The organism is Paenibacillus ferrarius (assembly GCF_002027705.1).
GTDB classification, from domain to species: domain Bacteria; phylum Bacillota; class Bacilli; order Paenibacillales; family NBRC-103111; genus Paenibacillus_E; species Paenibacillus_E ferrarius.
In genome coordinates, this window is the sequence record NZ_MBTG01000005.1 from 22138 (window position 1) to 40343 (window position 18206).

Genomic DNA, 18206 nt, shown 5'->3' on the forward strand with positions numbered 1-18206 from the left:
ATAGAATCTCACTACAATTGCTTAGAAAACGCCATTACGCTTTGAAGGATACCATGCTAGCATAAAAATGCAGTAAAAAATTGGAAGGAGGAATTTTTATGAATCGCACCAGAAGGAAACTGAACTGCCTGGCTTTGTTTATCTTCCTGTTGCTTGTTTCTTTTTTTGGCGGAAGTTATGCAAGCGCTTCCGAGACGTCAGCAGAAAATGTCTATGAATTTGAAAGCGTTGCCAGTACGGCATCAGGCGGTACGCTGGCAAATTATCCGGATTTGAACAGCAGTGCCGGCGCTTGGCGTATGCTTTCAACATCTACCGTCGGCGCTTACGTCGAATACACGGTGAATGTCCCTGCTCCAGGTCCATACACCGTATTTATAAAAAACAAAAAGGTAGACTCAAGAGGTATTTACCAATTATCCGTCGATGGCGTCAACCAGGGCGGTACAGTGGATCTTTATGCAAGTACTCCACTATATACGGAAGTTAACCATGGTACAGTCAACTTTGCCTCTGGTGGAAATAAAACATTTAGATTTACGGTAACCGGCAAGAATTCCAGCAGTTTAGGGTATACGCTTGGCTTGGACGCTATAAGGCTGGTGAACCAACGCCAATCACAGCGCCTATGGTACACCGCACCTGCTGCTAACTGGGAAACCGAAGCACTCCCGATCGGTAACGGCAAGCTTGGAGGAATGGTTTTTGGCGGCACCGGCGCTGACAGAGTTCAGATTAATGAAGCAACCATCTTTAGCGGGAGAAAGGTACAGACTACACCAGCCAACTACACCGAATTTTCACAGATAAAAACGGCCCTGAACAACAATGATTTTGCTTCTGCAAAAACTCATTTTAATAACTGGCTTAGTAATGTGCCTACGGATTATGGGCCTGAGGATTTTGGAGAATACCAGAACCTTGGCGATATCAATCTAACATTCGCAGGACATGAATCAGGTACAAGCAATTATGTCCGTGAATTAAACCTTAATACTGGAATGGCCAAGGTTTCGTATGAAAAGGACGGTAAAACTTTTACCAGGGAGTATTTTTCCAGCTATCCCGACAATGTGATGGTCATAAGGCTCACCAGCAGTGCCCCGCAGTCAATTACAACCCAGGTGTCCATGGCTAGTGCCCAATATAATATCGTACAATCTTCAAGCGAAAACAATACGTTGATTGTCAATGGGAAAAACAATACTGGCGCGCTTAGCTTCCAGACCAGGATCAAGGTACTGCCGAGTGGCGGTTCCCAGTCCATAGCCTCCAATGTTGCGAGTGTGACCAATGCGGACAGCGTTACAATACTCATGTCCACTTATACCACATACACCAATAATTGGCTCAACTATGCCGGAAATACGGATTATGCAGCGGATGTAACAAATGCCGTATATAACGCCGGAAACAAGACATATGAACAGCTCAAGTCAACACATACCTCGGATTATACAAATCTTTTCGACAGGGTCAGCCTTGATTTCAAAGGGGCCAATATGGACGCCGTCCCTACCGACACACGTTTGACCAATTATAAGAACTGTTCCGCTGATCCAGGGCTGGAGAGTTTGTTATTCCAATATGGACGTTACCTTTTGATCAGCAGTTCCAGACAAGGCGGCCAGCCTGCCAACCTTCAGGGAATATGGAACAACAGCAATACGCCGAAATGGGGTAGCATGTATTGTTTCAATATCAACTTTAACATGAATTACTGGCCTGCACAGGTTACCAATCTGACCGAAACCCATATGCCAATGATCGATCTCATTGACAGTTTGAGACCCAGTGGCAGGGAAACGGCCAAAAATTATTTTAATATCTCGACAGGCTGGTTTGCAGCAAAGAAGACAGACGTTTGGGGCTTCACAATGCCTTACAGGCCGGCTGATAGCGGGCTTTTCATGGGTGGTTCCGGATGGCTTGCCCAGGATGTATGGGAATACTACAGCTTCACTAGGGATACCAACTACCTAGCAACCAAAGGATATCCGATTTTGAAGGAAGCAGCACAATTTTATCTTAATTTCCTTACGCCATCGGGCAACTTTTTAATCTCAACGCCTTCAACATCTCCTGAGAATTCATTTAAATATAACGGTGCTTCCTATCAGATGTCTGCAGGTACGGAGGTGGACCACCGGATCATTGAAGAACTTTTCAATAATACGATAACGGCAAGTACGATCCTTGGTGTGGATGACACGTTTAGATCTCAGCTTCAAACCGCTGTTGCTAAAATACCGCAGCCGCAAATTGGCAGCTTAGGGCAAATTAAAGAGTGGTATCAGGGTGATTTTATAGAGTCAACTCCAACCCACAGGCATATTTCCCAGTTGTACGGCCTATTCCCTGGCAATACGATTTCACCGCTTACAATTCCGGCATTGGCAGATGCAGCTAAAGTATCTCTCAATAGACGCGGGGATTTAAGCACTGGCTGGAGTATGGCGTGGAAGATAAACGCTTGGGCTAACCTTCTGGATGGACAACGTGCCTATACGCTTCTAAACATGCAGCTTAAAAATCTAATATATAAAAATTTATTTGACACTCATCCCCCCTTCCAGATTGACGGTAATTTCGGTTTTACCTCGGGCATTGCTGAAATGCTCCTTCAAAGCACTTACGCGAAGCAAATACATCTTTTACCGGCAATGCCGTCAAATTGGCCCAATGGCAGTGTGAAAGGACTCAAAGCCAGAGGAAATTTCACTGTTGATATGGACTGGAGTAGCCGGAGCCTCACGAAAGCTGTAATTAAGGGTTCTCCAAACGAAACAGGAACTATAAGGTATGGAACGTCGGTTATCCCATTTACTCTGGATAGCAGCGGTGTTTATACCTATATTCCATAAAGATAAAGGAGTGAAGTTTATGTTAAAAAGAGCAATTTCAGGTGTAATGGTTGTGTTACTTTTATTGCTCGGCACTGTTTTTGGAATGCCGATGACGACGCAGGCGGCAGGAAACATCTACTACGTAGCCACAACCGGCAGCGACAGCAATTCCGGCACACTAAGCAGTCCGTTCAAGACCATCGCAAAGGCTACAAGTGTCATGGTTGCAGGTGATACGTGTATGATCAGAGGAGGTACATACAGGGAAGTCATTCAGCCTACCAAATCGGGCACAGCCGGAAATCCAATCACCTATAAGGCTTATGCCGGTGAGACGGTAACTGTAAGCGCCACTGACAAGGTTACCGGGTGGACGCTTCATTCCGGGAACATATACAAAGCACAGATGAATTGGAACCTGGGAATGGAGAACCAGGTGTTCGTTAATGGTGAGTTGATGCACGTAGCCCAATACCCCAACTGGACGGATACCAACGTCTTTAATCCCGGCAGGGCAAACATGGACAGCGGTGCCGACCTAACAATTGCATATTCAGGCCTTAACAAGCCTGCCGATTACTGGAAGGGGGGATCCGTTTGGATTAGGGGGACGTGGACTGCCCAAACGACTACTGTTACCGCTTCAAGCGGAAATCAGATTACAATAGCGCCGCTTTCGTCTTCCGATGGCCGTTATACGGGTCCATTAGCCGGCAGGGAATTCTTTATCTTCAATTTATTGAGCGAGCTTGATGCCGAAAGGGAATGGTTTTATGACAGCAGTACCCAGGCCATGTATTTATGGGCACCCGGAGGCGTGAACCCCTCTACACTGAATGTTGAAACGAAAAAAAGGATTTATTGTATAGACCTTACTGGGGTTTCCTATGTCAATATCGAAGGCCTGAACACCTTCGGAGGCACAATAAGAATGGCGGACAATTCATCGGGCAATATAGTAAAGGAGATAGACGCAAAATATATATCCCACAGGATGAACCTTCAAAATGCATATGAAAAGGACGACACGGGGGTTTATGTGGGTGGCAGCAACAATACCTTAAGGGATTCCACATTTGCTTACAGCTCCGGAAATCTCATCATAGTTGCTGGTTCGGACAATAAGGTTATAAACAATCTTGCACATGAAGCCAACTATATGGGTACTTACAATGCAAACATATTTATAAAGGGCAAAAGACATTTGATAAGCTATAATACACTATACAATGCAGGCCGGGATTTAGTGCAGCTACAAGACGTTGAAGCGGTTATTTTTGAGTATAACGACCTCAGCCTAAATGGATTATTAAACCATGATTGCGGCGGAATTTACGTTACAAAAGAAGATGGTGGAAAGACAGAGATCAGGTATAACCGCATCCATGACCTTACAGTTTACCAAGATACCGGGATCTATTTAGATCAGCACAGCCACAATTTTATTATCCATCATAATACGATCTGGAATACGGGTTTCGCAGCAATTAAATCCAGCCAGCCAGGAAATTTTGTGCAAATATATGACAATATGGTGGATGGGATTATTAAAAGTGTTTTTGGCAGTGCATTTAATAATGACGGATATGGAACCTGGATCTACAATAATGTTGCAACTGACGGCTATTTGATAGACGGAGATGCCTTCCGGTATGGCAATACAACTGTAGGGTACAACCAGAACCTCTATCCTCCGGCAGGACAAAACTTGGCTAATCCGCCCAATCCTACCTATGCGCCGTCAACGCTGCAAAACACAAATAGGGTTAAAAATGCCTTCTTTGACTCAAGCCTTGATTCATGGACAAAAATCGGTGCACCAACGGCAGCTTTTTATAGTGCGACCTATGACCCTATTAACATCGATAATAGAGAAACAAGATCAGGTTATGGAAGTGTACAGCTTGGCAGCGGGCAGACTGGGGTAGAACAGTTAATAACCGGTCTTGAGCCCAATACAACCTACGAATATTCAGCTTGGGCAAGGGTACCTTTCGGTGAGACTGTAGAGATAGGTGTTAAGGAATATGGCGATGCAACCATTTATAAAAACGTATATGGCAATTATCCAAACTGGACAAGGCAGAAGGTGCAGTTTAAAACAGGCGCAAGCCATACAAGCGCAAAGGTTTATATATGGAAGAGTTCTTCGGGTGCAAGTCTGTGCTACGGAGATGACGCGGGATTGATTGAGATTAATGATACTGTACCCTTGATCGTGGATAACGGAGACCCCAATTACAGTGAAATAAGTGGTTCATGGTTAGACAGCAGCTTGACAGGCTATAATGGAAGCACTACCAGATACGCTCGTGAAGGTGCTTCGGCGAAATGGACCGCTCCAATTACCGTAGCCAGAACTTATGATGTCTATATGAATAAGATCATTCATAGCACCTCCGATACCAATACGAAGGTCGAGGTGGTTCATGACGGTGTTACCAGTGCAGTCTATGAGGATTATTCCACTGGCACTCCTGGCTGGAAGTATATGGGTACTTATACGATGACACCGGGGCAACCCAACTATGTAAAAGTAACCAGAGGCAATAACTCTCTCAGGGCAGATGCAGTAAAATTTGTAGCTTCCAATAATTCGTTTGACCCTGCAGTATTCTATAAAATTGTCAACAAGAAGAGCGGGAAACTACTGGATGTTGCCAATAGTTCGAGTGAGCCTGGTGCAAAGGCCATCCAGTTAGGGAATTTAGGCGGAGAAAGTAAGCGATGGAAAATTATGTATAACGGCAACGATTATAGCCTAGTAAACAAGAACAGCGGAATGGCGGTTGATGTTGCAGGAAGTGCGATAACGAGTGGTGCGGAGGTTGTTCAATCTCCACACTATGGAATTATCAGTCAAGGGTGGCAGATTGCCGATGCCGGCAATGGTTATTATAAGATCATTAATACGAACAGCGGCATGGTTGCTGCCGTTAAAGGCGGTTCCACAACAGACGGTGCGGAGATCATTCAATCGCCATACTCTGGAAACGATAGTCAGCTGTGGAACATCGTATTAGACACAGGTGGAGATGCGCAGATAGTGGATAATGGAGATGCCAACTACAGTGAAGTAAGCGGGTCATGGGTAGACAGCAGCGTGATCGGCTATAATGGAAGCGCGTCCAGGTACAGCGTTAGCAGCGGTGCCTCAGCGAAATGGACTGCTCCCATTACCGCAGGCGGAACTTATGAAGTCTTTATCTATAAGACAATTAGCAGCAACTCCGATACCAATACGAAGGTAGAAGTGGTTCATAACGGTACTACCAGTACAAGCTATGAGAATTATTCCACCGGTACTTCAGGCTGGAAGCTGATTGGTACTTATACGATGACACCGGGGCAATCCAACTATGTGAAAATCACCCGGGGCACTCAAACTGTCAGGGCAGATGCCGTAAAGTTTGTGAAAGTTGATTGAGTATCATAGTAGTGGTGTGGAATCGGCTACCCAGCTAATGGGTAGCCTTCTACTGATTCACCAGGAACAAAAACTTGTATTTTCGATGCCTGAATGATAGCTGTCCCACTGTCCTTAGGCCTCGATTGAACTTTCATCCATTAGTTTGTACTTAGAAACCGCAACAATATACAGCAATCAAACAGTTGCAATCTCTCCATGAAAACATAATGAAAACGCAAGCTATGATAAGCTTGCGTTTATGATCGAAATATTATGTTTTTTGTAAGTCTCCAGAAGACCGCTATCCATCAAAGAATCCGTTACAATCGAATCAATCTGATCCAATCCGCTAATGTTCAGGTAGGATACCGTTTCGAATTTACTCGAATCCGCTACGACAACTTTCCGCTTGGCACTCTTTAGCATCGCATTGATGACCTCTGCCTCGCCCTGGCGAAAATCTGTCAGCCCTTTCTCAAGGGAAATCGCATTGATACTAATGAACGCCAGATCGATATTGAAATTCATAATTTCCTCTTCAATCGAGCGCCCGTACAAGGAAAACTCCTCATGATTCAGATAGCCCCCGGGAATTATAACCGTGAAACCCTTCTTCTGCGCCAAAATATCCGCGATACGAAGGGAATTTGTTATGACTGTGAGTTTTTCGAACCGCGCGGCGAGCCGCTTGGCAACCTCGATATTCGTCGTTCCGGCATTGAGAGAAACAGCTTGATACTCCTTCACCAGCTCGACAGCATACATAGCCAGTTCCTGCTTCCTTTCGTTCTGCGTAATTTTACGCTTAAAGAATGCCTGATTTGTCGCTACGTCTTCTCTCTTGGAAACAGCGCCTCCATGTACACGCTTGATTTTATCCTCTTGCTCCAACCGTTCAAGATCCCTGCGTACCGTATCAAGGGAAACTTGCAGCAATGACTTCAATTCCACAACGGTGACTTGTCCTTTGGATTCCAGTTCCAATAATATTAAGCGATGCCTCTCTGGTGCAAGCATTTCATCATTCCTCCGTGTTTTTGCGTTTATCAGCATGTTTTCCCTTAAGTAAGGGTACCAAAAATGCCACGTCGAGTAAATGATGAAATCTCAATAAAGCCGATTTGCAGGTAAAAAGCCGGGAAACCTTGTCAGATCAAGGATTCCCGGCTTATTTGTGTCCTGCTATCTCATTCTCGGAATAAATAGTTGTGCAAAGCCTGAACAGTTTCCGCTCGAGATGTCTGTCCTTTTGGCGTAAACAGTCCCTCTTGCGTTCCGCTCAGCAGCCCGATTGAAGCCGCATCGCGGATGGCTTGCTGCGCCCAGGAGGACATTTCGTCTTGATCTTGAAACTGAATTGGACCTAGATTTGATGATGTATGTTCAGGCATAATCCCCCAAGCACGCATCAACATAACAGCCATCTGCTCGCGGGTCACAAGATCGTCAGGCGAGAAGTTGGTCTCGCTAACACCTTGTACGACACCATTCTCCACAGCAACAGCAACATCACCGCTGTACCAAGCCGTTTTGGGAACATCCTCAAAATTACTCTTATTAGATCCAGATAGGCCCATGGCACGAACAAGAAGTGCAGCGAATTCAGCTCGGGTTACGCGTTTATCCGGTTCGAAGTGACTGGTCTCTATCCCTTTTACAATGGGTTCGGCCACAATATCTGCAAAAATGTGTCTGGCCGCCAGATTACCGATGGCTTCAGCAGCCCAGTGGCCGCTTGTATCCTGGTATTTTACATTGTAATCCATAACAACGTATGATCCTCCATCTGAAATAACAAACACGGCTTCAGGCTTATTCCACGCAGCATTTGCCGACTGATAGGCCAGTCTGCCGTCCTCATAAATCTTGTATAAGCCTGCTCGCTTCGCCTTCCCTTGCGGAGGTACTTTCATGCTTATCTCAATAGGTTCGAAGTTCTTAACTGGCTCTTGCAAACCGCTGCTGCGGTTCGTTGGGAATTGCCATTCCACACGGAGAACCGGGGATAAGATCACCGTGCTTTGGTTGGAATCCGCTTGGATGCCATTGATTAGCTCATCGGTAACAGAGTTGTGAGTCAACACGAGTGAAGCTTTTTTCTTATCCGCTTCCCCAAGAGCGGAGCCGGCTTCACGGATGGATTTCAGTGAAACATTTGCCGTTCCCCACTCAAATTGAAGCTGAACCCAGTCTCCTGCAGACTGTGCAGCTGCTTCATACGGAATAGCAACTTGGGATTTTCCTTCTTCCACTTTAATCGTTGCTGTTCCCTGCTCATTCTTAAGAGCTAAATTGTCAGGTTTAATAACCTGTACAAATTGCTTGGAAACTAGGTGAGTATCATCCGGAGCAACGACGCCTAGACCACCATGCACTCCACCTGAGTTGCTCCCTGTGCCTACGCTTGTCGATCCCGAATTGCCGCCAGTATCCGATGTCAGCACGGTAAGCTCGTAAATAGCCTTGAACTCATGATGAAACGATGTGATCGTCACCCTTCCTTGTTTTTTGGCTGTAACGAAACCTTCGGCATCGATCGAAGCAATGGCTTCGTCGCTGCTGGTAAACTGTAGATCCTCTGCAATCGTCTCCAGCTTCTGATCGCTATACGTCCCCAGCACCGTCGCTTTCGCTTTCTCTCCCACTTTCAAAGGCTTCAATCCGTTAATCTCCAGCTTGATCAGCTTTGGTGGAGTCACAGACGAATCGTCTTGAATATTGATCGTATAGCTGGTGCTCAGCAGCTGATACGTAGCCGTAATTACCGTCTGGCCTGCTTTCAATGCAGTGATCTCACCTGAGCGTCTATTCAGCGCCGCAACCGTATCATCCGAAATGAATAGGTTTAACCCCGGCAGCGCTGAGACATTAGAATCGAGCAGCACCGAGCTGCTGCTGTCACTGTAAACTGCCGTCACAACTGTCTGCAGACGATCCCCAACCATCACCTGCTTCAAGCCTGCAATCAGCAGCGATTGCATAGCAGCACCGGACGATGACGTGCCTTGAACAATCAGTTTATACGAACCTGAAACGTCCCCATTCGTTCCTGTGATGATCGTCTCACCTCGGGCATGAGCGGTTACCACGCCTTCGCCGGTAATGGAAGCGATAGCCGGATTGCTGCTGCTGAACGAGTAGCCTTCCACGGTCTCCGACACTTTGCCATTCTTATAAGTTGCCTCGACAACGGTGTTCCGCTGCTCGCCAATCTTCATCGGCGCAAGCCCCTTCAAACGGATCGATTCCACTGGAGAATCCTTCAAAGCAAACGTCTTTTCGGCCGATTTGGTTGTATTGCCATACGAATCCGTCGCTTCCGCGTACCAAGAATACGCCGAGTTTGTCGTCAAGCCGGACCAATCCCACTGCGTTTGGCCGCCACTTGGGATAGGCTGCGCATTGGCAAGCTGCTGAATTTTACTCCCCTTGAGACCGATGTGCCCTGTCGCCAACTCGATATCGCCTACATCCGTGTTAAGCGGCAGCGTGTAATTTTCGTATTGTTCTTGAAAAAATCCATAGTTGTCATTTGTAATCGTTGAATAAGGCACCATATAAACCAGCTGTTTTTTGACATCGAAATATAGCATTCGCAAGTAAGCCGCTCCGCCTAACGAAGTATCCTGATAATCATGCAGCAGCTCGTACACAACTTTTCCATCGATTCGCTTTACATTATAAAAGGCCGCTTGACGATGTCCGCATAAAACCATGAATACATTGCTATTCGGTGCAATAACTTTTTCCATAATTTTTTGCCCGCCAAGATCATTCGTATCGTAGCTTCCCGTATCATATAATAAGTACGAATGCGTAGTGACTATAGCTTTGCGGTCTTTGTACCGGCTCAGCACGTCATTCGCCCAGTCGATTGATGGTTGATCAATTCCCCAGCTTAGATAGACGATAATAAAATCCATGCCTCCAGCTGAAATCAGGTCATAATGGTTTTTATTGTCCCGATCGTCGCCTCCATAATAAGGCTTGTTCTTGAAACGATCCTTGCCAAAATATTTGTTATACAACGGGCTTATATCATGATTGCCGGCAAGTACGCCATATGGCACATTGGCGTCATCCAATATTTTCATGCTGCGGTCTGCATTTACCCATTGAGGCTCATAAGTAGCTACGTTGACAATATCTCCGGTATGGACGACATATTGAATGTTTTTAGTATCTTTATTGTCTGCGACCCACTGCGTCATTTTATCGTAAACGTCCGGAAATTCCTGCGCTTGGTATTGTGTATCCGTCATCCAGGCGAATGAGAAATCATATTGGTCTCGTTCCGGCTTCTGCCCTGGCAGCATTGTATTCTGCTGAGTTGCTGCAACATATAGCTTCACTTTCTTGTTCGCATCTACCATCGTTGCTGTATTTAAAACAGCTGTAAGTTTAAAATCGCTATTGTTCGCATTCCCTACCTTTACGGCGACTTGCTGCCATTTCTTAGCGATGAAATCCCAGGCATATATCATCACTTGCTGTTTGGAATGGCCTTCCCAGGTTACCTCCAATTCATCGATCTGGGAAAGATCCCCCTGAACCGTCATGTCGAAACGTTGATAGGGGTAATTTTTCAGCGACCTGGTGCTATAGTAGGAGCCATCCGATGCCTTGAGCGATTCCAGCGCACCAGCCGGCAACAGCTGTTCCGACGTAATGGCATCATTTGCTGGCGGGCTCATAGTGTTTGCTAATTCATAGGCCTTGTTTGCCAACGAATTGGTTTGAAAGTCGCTTACGAACTGTACCTTTTTCTCATAAAATGTGAGATCCGTCATATCGCCTGTAGGTTCCGTTACATTTGCTTTCAGCGTTACTTTCCCATTGGCATCGAAAATCTCACCATCAGGTCCATCAAGCGAGACAATCGGCTTTAACTTGCTTCCATCAATGTTGAAAGTAATGCGCTTACTTGCTGTCAACTGAGAATTGACAGATGCAACAGCGTCAATTGTGAGCGTATGCTGACCGCTTTTCAATGACAGAAGGGTCGTTTGGAACCCCATCGATTGGGAACTGATCGTAACTGGCGCACTTCCGTCCAAGCGGTAGGTGATGGCCGCCGGCTGACTGATAAATCCACTAAACGAAAGATCCGGCGAATAATAAGTCGCACCTTCCTTTGGTTGAAAAACCGTCATCTGCAACGATGAATTCCGAGATTCCGCGTCTCCGTAAATGAGAAACTTGTCGGTCATACTCAAATACTCCGCTTGTACCCATGATGCGCTTCTAGCCGTCCGGGAAATTCTTGCTTCATCAATCCCCCCTTTGATTGAATTGCCTCCTATCATTAAGGCGTCTCCCGCCTTGATGTTCCCGGAGCGCCTGCCTTCGGCAACCTTGACTCCGTCGCGATACAAAATCAAATTATTGCCTGCAAGAGCGCTGTTATAGGTCAGGGAGAGGTACGTCCAATTGTAATCCGTCGTCCCCCCGTTTAGTTGCAGGCTTGCATTTTGACCGTTCAGGTTGTTATCGGCTGCATCCGTATATACGTTCGCCATCCATTTGCCGGCCACAGCTTTCATCCAGAATGCATTTTCCCGAACCAGCATGTTGCCGACCACCTTGCCATTCGTTAACCGGGCCCAACCGGAAATCGTTATTTGCGATTCTCCGTTGCCTAAAGCCCCCTTGTTGGTGGTATTGGCTGGATATATAGTTGCCCAAAGACTCTCAAAATAGCGTCCAACCCTATGATATTTAGGGTCTGTGCCTTCCAGCGTATAGGACGTTCCGCTTATCGTCGAATTTTTCACTTGGCGCATGCCGATATTGGCATTTGCAGTGGAATCCTTGAACTGCTCCACTTGCTTCGGATTTGCAAGATTGTCAATAATCCGCTGACCGAAGTGGTAGACCAGCAAAAAGTCCGAATTCCAAACCTGTTGAGGATCGTTCGTCTTTAAGGAACTTCCGCCGTAGTATAGCCACATATGATCCGTACTGGAAGCCGAGCGAATCTTCGGCACCTTCACCCATACGATGCTTTCGCCTTGCGGATCCCATTTCTCAATCTCATAAGGCAATTGTATCGTTTGATCCCCGCTAAAGAAGTGCAGATCATCCTGATCGGTAACCGAATAATTGATTTTGGAAGCATCCAGCTTCACCGGTACTGGGAAATCCAGCAGATCTTCCACCGCCGCCTGGTTGTCAAAACTGATCATGATCCGGTAATTCCGATCCTTATCCTTCCATTCGGCAGCAGCCGATGCAGTAACAGTGTTATTTGGCAAGACGCCGACCGGCAATAGAGTTTGGAGGAATAACGCGAGCAGCAGCACAACTAGTATTCGTTTTTTCCATAAGCCTATCTTCAAAGCTGATCACTCCTTTATTTTCTGAATGAATACCTATTTCGCTTGCAGTTTCATCACGACTTGTACCGCTTCAGCCCGTTTGGATGGCTCAGCAGGAATAAATACTCCGTTACCTCGACCGTTCAGCAGACCTAATTGTGCTGCGATCTGAACCGAATCGCGAGCCCACGTTGAGGTCTGATCCATATCTAGAAAAATAGGGTTTTGATCGAGCTTCACCTTCCCGAATTTACGCTCATAGGCTCGTACAAGCAGAACCGCCATTTCTTCCCGGCTAATCTCCACTTCTGGTTGGAACAGACTGTCGCCTTCACCGTCAATCAGCCCCGCATCCGCTGCCGACCCTACATATTCCGCATACCAAGCGCTGCTTGGCACATCCGTAAACTTCACAGCTTTACTTGGCATGAGATTTAACGAATTTACGAGCAAAGCGACAAATTCCGCTCTTGTGACGCTGCGTTCAGGTTGAAAATAGCGATCGCTTACCCCTTTAACCGTATGATTGGCGCTCATGACCTGAATCGTCCGATAGGCCCAATGATTGGCGGGAACATCGTTGTACGTTTTTTTATACGCCATCACCGCATATTTGCCATTCGCATCCAACGTCGTGCGGATGCCCCGTTCTGTCAAATGACCACCAACGTATTTGGCGGTGCCATCTTGGAACAATTGATACACGCCAAGCAATTCCTTGTCCGTACCTGCAGGAATGGCAAATTCAATCTGCACCGAGTCTTGCGGCAGCTCCGACGCAATTTTCTGTCCGTTTTCCATTTCCCATACAGCTGAGAAATCGTATATCCGGGAGACAAGCGACATCGTTCCTGCCTCTTGTTTCCATGCATCCTTCCAATCCTTCTGGGCTTGCTCGGACAAGGCAGGAAATGATACGGCATGCTTGCCTTCGCCCTCAGTTTTACCTGTCATTTCATTTATTGCCGATTGAAATAATTGTCCAGTTAAATGAAGAGTCAGGTTATCCTGCTCAATTGTAATCACTTGGCTGTCAGGCAGTTTGCTTGCCGAAGCCGGGAACAAAACTTGCGTAATATCAGACGCGATTTCCACTCGGATATTCCCTGTCTGCGCTTGCAGTTGATCGTCCTTTACAAGGGTTGTACCCGGCTTTTTATCCGTAGGATTGGAAGAGCCTGCTGAGCTGCCTGAACTAGCATTAGAAGAATCTTCTTCCCCGTTGCCGCTACCGCCCTCTGAAGCATGTATACGAATGGACGATTGAGCAGCTTTATGCTGATAAACAACGGTTACCACGGTCGTCCCTTGCTTCAACCCGGTCAATTTGCCTTGCGAATCTACGCTTACTACGGAAGAATCATCTACCGTCCACTCCGACATAGAAGCAATTTCAATTGGCGCTGCATGATCGTAGATGGCGTGGGCTTGTAAGGAAACTTGCTCACCGACCTTTATACTTGCAGGCGCAGTAAGTCTGACTTCTTGCAGGACGGGAAGTTGATTCTGGATCACGACTAAGGAGTAGTTCGCCGTAAACCCTCGGTAGGTAGCGTAAAGTCGGGCTGCCCCTGTACTTAAGGCCGTTAACTCTCCAGTTCCAGGATCGATACGGACGACACTCGGGTTGTCGCTTCGATAAATAACATCATGATTGACAGGAAAAAGTGAATTATCATTATAAACAGCTTGAATAACAGTAGATGCATTATCCCCCGCTACAAGTGTGTGTGGACCGGTAAATCGAAGAGAAACGATTTGAGGTTTACCAGGTTCGGTGACCTGTGGAGTGAATGCTACGACAATAATCAGGTCCGCTGATAATCCGTTTGCTTCAACGTGCAGTTGCGCAGTCCCGGGACCTACTGCGTTGATCGTTCCGCTCGCATCCACTTGAATAACATTTGGATTATCGGACGAATAGGTTGCCGACGTAACAGAATCTATACTTCCATAATTATTAACAAACTTGACTTGCAGTTTGGCAACATCCCCTGGTTGCATCGTTTGCGGACCATCAAGATCAAGATACTGCAGCGTTTTGGCTTTGACTGCGATTTCGACTGAAGCGCTGAATGTGCCTAACCGAGCCGTTATCACAGATTTGCCTGGAGCGATCGGCACAATGCCGCCCTGCGTATTGACGGCAGCCACTTCCGGATGCTGACTTTGATAGACGATGCCTTGCTGCTTGGCTTCAACCTCGTTTGCCGCATTGTCGATCAGATGGACGACAGCTTGTCCCGTTTGCCCAACGACCCAATTGGCTGGAATATCCAAGCGAATGGACGTGACTGTTGAGGTATAGTCGCGAACATACTGCTTATACATGGACTTTGCTTTAATGGCATTCACGGCTTGGCTGTACAATTGCAACATACCAATCTTGCCTTGCATGTAGTTTTGAGCGCCATGCGAATTCATGCTGGCTCCGATCTTCAAATCGACTTTCGATCCGCCACCGATAACACCCGTTCTGGATCTGGACATCGTTTCTTCGCCATTGACATAAAGCTTTGCGGTTGCACCGTCATATGTCGCCAACGCATAGTAGATTTTATTCGCCTCCAACGGTTTTCCGCTATCGACGATAACGAATCCTTCAGCGCCAGTATCTTCTTTGATATAAAACATAGCTTCGAGTTTTTTGGAAATGGGATTCAACACCATCGCGTAATCCGCTTCACGTGTTTTCTCCATTATTGTTTGGGCACGATCGAGCGTGTCGAGCGAGAAAGAAACGGCCATCGACATTTGCTTCGGACTTAGCTCAGCTTCATGTGGAATGCGGACATATGAGGCATTTCCGTCGAGTCCCAGCACTGGCTTGGCAAAAATGGGATGATCGTACAAAACCGGCGTTCCGACTGCGCTGCCATTGTGAAGGTTTGGGCTGCTATCGCCGCCAATTGATTGCGTGAAATCCATATTCAGCAGATCCGGACCTGGGGCAACGCCCGACGAATCCTCGAACGCTTGCAGCTTGGCCACCAATTGGTCCATTAGCGTCTTTTTGTTTGCAACAGAAGCTGTAGACATCTGGGCTTTATACGAGGCAAGCACTTGTTCAATTTGGTCATAGACGCTCTGCGGAAAGATAACATCGCTTATTCTCGCATCGTTTATCGCCTTTTCTACTTTATTGAGCAATAGATGAGCTAACCCATCTATCCACTGTTGCTCCCTCATGCTCTGGTCGATAATTCCGCGGTACACTCGGAACTCGTCAAGCCTTGCATCTTTTAGTGAAAATGACAGATTTTTATTGCCGTCAGTACCAATGACGAAATTCAGTGCGTCAATCGATGCGCCATTATGGCTGGATATATTAAGTTCGCCAATTTTAACATTGTTCTGATAAACCGCTAGCATACCGTTTCTGTCATAAGTGTACGTCATAAAGGTCCAGCCTTTAAAGGCAAAGGATGGCGATGGAAATAAATCCAGTCTGGATTTACCGTTTGCTGTAAAATTCACTTTATCGGAGTTGGGCCAATTCCACCACGCCGTGATAGCAAACCCGGGATTTTCTCCAGCGTTCCAGTTTTTATTAGAAACAATACTTGCATTCGTGGTATCTTTATTGTCGATCCAGAAAGATATGGAGAAGTTCGTGTTAGAGCCGAATTGCAGATCGGCCGGCTTGCCCATATCAATATAACTGTTGCCTTTAAAATAAATCGCTTTCCCGACAACACCATCGGTAAAAGTTGGCGTTCCGTTCAGCAGCCCGTTATTCCCCTTGCCCGAACGATCTGTCGCTGTTTCGTCATTAAAATCTAAATATAACACGCTGGAAATTCCGACAGATAGAAAAGTGGCCAGCGATTGCTCCAGTCGAGCTATCATCGTGTACTTATTTGCTGTAGGGGCCGAATCAAATCCACTCTTAAAAGCAGCAACATCCTGTTCGAGCTTATCATAGGCACTTGCCGGGTAAAGTATAACCCCGTTTCTTGCATCGTTAATGGCGTTTTCAACTTTGTTAACCATTACTTTCTTAACGCCTTCCATATACAGCTTGTCCATTTCAGCCTGATCGATTAGTCCCTTATAGACCCTGAATTCGTCCAGCTTGGCATCCTTCAAGGAGAAGACGGTATTTTTAAGGCCGTCAGCACCTATGACGAAGTTAAACGCATCGATACTTGCACCCATATGGCTGGAAATATCAAGATCGCCAATTTTCACGTTATTCTGATAAACAGTAAGCTTGCCATTCCTGTCATAAGTGTACGCCATAAAGGTCCAGCCTTTATTAGCAAAGGATGGCGATGCAAATAAATCCAGCCTGGATTTACCATTTGCTGCAAAATTCACTTTATCAGTGTTGGGAGCATTCCACCACGCCGAGATAGTAAACCCGGGATTTGCTCCACTCCACCAGTTTTTATTCGAAACGATACTCGCATTCGTGGTATCTTTATTGTCGATCCAGAAGGCAATGGAGAAATTTGTGCTGCTGCCGAATTGCAGTTCAGCCGGTTTGCCCATGTCAATAAAGGAATTGCCTTTAAAATAAATCGCTTTTCCAGATACACCGTCCACATAACTCGGCGTACCTGTCAGTGTGCCAGCAAGTTTTTTGCCTGAACTGTCCGCGATCGTGCTGTCATTGAAATTCAAATGCAGTTGAAGTTCGTAGCCTGCCGCTGCAGCAGCAAGCGGTGCCATTCCACCGATACTAGCTAACAACATGATCATTACGCTGAGTACAGCTATCAACTTCTTGACTCTGGCTGGTGTTCCGTAGCCATCATGTGCCATACAAGTTCACTCCCTCGTTCATATTTTCTCCTCTTAATGCTCGATAACAAATGTGACGGATGCCGATACCGGTATATTCAAACATCGTCACCACCCATTCAGGGAGCATCACGCTTCTGTTCCCGGATTTCATTCCCGCAGCTTCTTCCGCCACAAGTCGGTGGTCCTGGTTAAATACCATGTCTACGGAGCTGCCTTCGTAGCGGATTTTCACGAAATTTTGATGCTGAGGGTCCAATTCGTCAAAAAACATATCGTAGTTGATCGCATAATCATGGATTGCAGCAGGGAAATCATATTCTAAATCGATTCTCATATAGGAACGATTTTCCCGCTGCTGCAGGGATACTCCAAGCAAGTCAGCTTGTACGGTCGTATTCGCGCTATGCACGAAAAGCCCCTCCGCGATCAGTCGATGCACATCCTCTGTTTTCCAGGCAGATTTTTGTGGCGCAGCAGCATCGAATATGTACGTCGTCTTGTTGGACTTGCTATCCAGCCATTGATCATACTCTTACGGTTCCAAATACAATAAAAATGTTCTTCTCCTCCCATTAATTTCATATTTCTTCTTGTCAAGTATATAAATAACAGCATTATCAAGCAATATAAATTGCGTTTTTTTACAATACATTTATTTTTTATGCTTTATTATATTTACAATATATAAATAATAATCGCTCTTCTCATACAGATTAATGATCACAAATCTCTCTCTTGATTTCGGAAAATGCACTTTAAAAATAATGTCTTTCCAGATATTTAAAAATAGAAAAAAGACCCGAAAACCCTTGAATATCAAACAATAATAGTGATTTGAATGGGGTGCGTCTGCCGCTCAGCACATCTCTATTCAGCGCTGCACAC

At 46.0% G+C, this 18206-nt stretch carries 6 protein-coding genes; 2 read left to right on the forward strand and 4 right to left on the reverse strand.

The window, feature by feature from the left end; genetic code table 11:
* Positions 1 to 98: 98 nt before the first annotated feature.
* Together BC351_RS06670 and BC351_RS06675 are read left to right on the forward strand one after the other, a co-directional pair.
* On the forward strand, positions 99 to 2864 hold the full coding sequence (locus tag BC351_RS06670) for a glycosyl hydrolase family 95 catalytic domain-containing protein (RefSeq protein WP_079409954.1): 2766 nt from the start codon (positions 99 to 101) through the stop codon (positions 2862 to 2864).
* Positions 2865 to 2883: 19 nt separating this feature from the next.
* Complete coding sequence (locus tag BC351_RS06675) at positions 2884 to 6273, forward strand: golvesin C-terminal-like domain-containing protein (RefSeq protein WP_158081997.1); 3390 nt, start codon at positions 2884 to 2886, stop codon at positions 6271 to 6273.
* 222 nt (positions 6274 to 6495) lie between these two features.
* Here the strand turns inward: BC351_RS06675 and BC351_RS06680 are convergent, their stop codons facing one another.
* The 4 genes from BC351_RS06680 to BC351_RS06695 all read right to left on the reverse strand — a co-directional run bounded on the left by BC351_RS06680 (position 6496) and on the right by BC351_RS06695 (position 17730).
* Positions 6496 to 7272 carry a DeoR/GlpR family DNA-binding transcription regulator gene (locus tag BC351_RS06680; RefSeq protein WP_158081998.1) on the reverse strand — a complete coding sequence of 259 codons (777 nt, stop codon included), beginning with the start codon at positions 7270 to 7272 and terminating at the stop codon, positions 6496 to 6498.
* Between the two features lie 170 nt (positions 7273 to 7442).
* Complete coding sequence (locus tag BC351_RS06685) at positions 7443 to 12593, reverse strand: DUF2341 domain-containing protein (protein ID WP_079409957.1); 5151 nt, start codon at positions 12591 to 12593, stop codon at positions 7443 to 7445.
* A 33-nt stretch (positions 12594 to 12626) separates the two neighbouring features.
* Positions 12627 to 17339 (reverse strand): LamG-like jellyroll fold domain-containing protein, encoded by a 4713-nt coding sequence (locus BC351_RS06690; RefSeq protein ID WP_079409958.1) that lies wholly within the window; start codon positions 17337 to 17339, stop codon positions 12627 to 12629.
* Complete coding sequence (locus BC351_RS06695; protein ID WP_079409959.1) at positions 17329 to 17730, reverse strand: hypothetical protein; 402 nt, start codon at positions 17728 to 17730, stop codon at positions 17329 to 17331. The genes BC351_RS06690 and BC351_RS06695 overlap by 11 nt, the downstream gene beginning before the upstream one ends.
* Positions 17731 to 18206: the final 476 nt, after the last annotated feature.

Excerpts from the sequence above, each read along its gene's own strand:
- BC351_RS06670 (WP_079409954.1), top strand. The coding sequence starts at position 99 with ATGAATCGCACCAGAAGGAAACTGAACTGCCTGGCTTTGTTTATCTTC.
- BC351_RS06675 (WP_158081997.1), top strand. The coding sequence starts at position 2,884 with ATGTTAAAAAGAGCAATTTCAGGTGTAATGGTTGTGTTACTTTTATTG.
- BC351_RS06680 (WP_158081998.1), bottom strand. The coding sequence starts at position 7,272 with ATGCTTGCACCAGAGAGGCATCGCTTAATATTATTGGAACTGGAATCC.
- BC351_RS06690 (WP_079409958.1), bottom strand. The coding sequence starts at position 17,339 with ATGGCACATGATGGCTACGGAACACCAGCCAGAGTCAAGAAGTTGATA.